Genomic DNA, 1090 nt, shown 5'->3' with positions numbered 1-1090 from the left:
GGCTTATATGACAAAAATGTGCATAATTTAGAGTCGTTTTCTTTTATGTGACAAAAATGTGCATGGAATCTTCTGCGTTCCGTTTATCTACTAGGCTTGTGACCCTTTATTAGGTTCTGGATGAGTATCTTTCTTCTCTCTACACTCATACCCCTGTGTAGGTTCAATTTTATCTTCAATTCAGAGTTTAGCGATTCCAAGGCATTATTCGTGTTCGGAATGTTCAGTTCTGGGTGGTCGTACCACGTCCACAGCCACGGCATGTTCCTCTTCAGGCTCAGATATGCGCTGCGCACAGCCTTGTGTGTGTAATGGGACTTTCCGTCTGGCGATGCCGTCCGCTCCCCTAGGAAATCCTCCCATTTTGCGTGCCACGCCTCCAAGGCTCCGACGAACGATTCCTTGTCCGTATGGCATAACATAAGCGTGAGCCTGAGCAATTCCCGAGAGGCCTCCAGTTTGGGTCTGGAAGTCAGCTTGGCCTTGACTGTCAGCACCTGGTGAAACTGACAAAGCTGGAATTTATACCTGGGGAACATCTTCCTGAGTCCCTTGAAGCCATCCGCCACGATAGCCAATATGGTGTGTCCGAGTGAATTGAGGTACGTGATTCCCTCCCAATAGTCTTCCAGACGTTCATGCCTGTCAATGAACTTGTACCAAAGCACCTCGCCGCTTAGCGAGTCCTTCATGATCACCACGCCGAAGTTGCGTCCCCAATAGGTTGTGTCCATCAGAACCACTATGGGACGCGCGCAGCATGTTGGAAGAGAAGCCTTGTAGGTCTTCGACAGCCTGCGGTAAACTGTCCTCGTGGACACTGCGTACTCCGTGGCCAAATCCTCGACGGTGAGATTGCCCTTTGAGTAACGGGTGTTCACCGTTTCTTCGGTAAGCCGCTTGTGACCTACAAATGTCCGGCCGCAGGACTTGCAGTACCAACGCTGACGGCCCTTGTGAAAGCCGCGTTTTACCACCGATTTTGAGCTGCAATAAAAGCAGATTTTTTGCCATAAATATATAAATGGAACAAAGGTAATGATTTACAAGTAGTTGAAACGTTTTTATGCACATTTTTGTCACATTAGCC

Annotated in this window: 1 protein-coding gene; it reads right to left on the bottom strand. The window is 48.4% G+C overall.

Going from position 1 to position 1090, the window contains the following annotated elements; genetic code table 11:
• Nucleotides 1-83: 83 nt before the first annotated feature.
• Entirely contained in the window at nucleotides 84-1004 is a 921-nt protein-coding gene (locus HMPREF0645_RS12840) for an IS256 family transposase, variant Zn-binding type (protein WP_419185652.1), read from the bottom strand.
• Nucleotides 1005-1090: the final 86 nt, after the last annotated feature.

The organism is Hallella bergensis DSM 17361, assembly GCF_000160535.1.
GTDB classification, from domain to species: Bacteria; Bacteroidota; Bacteroidia; order Bacteroidales; family Bacteroidaceae; genus Prevotella; species Prevotella bergensis.
The sequence above is the reverse complement of the archived record's forward strand: the minus strand, read 5'-3'. Positions and strand labels throughout refer to the sequence as shown.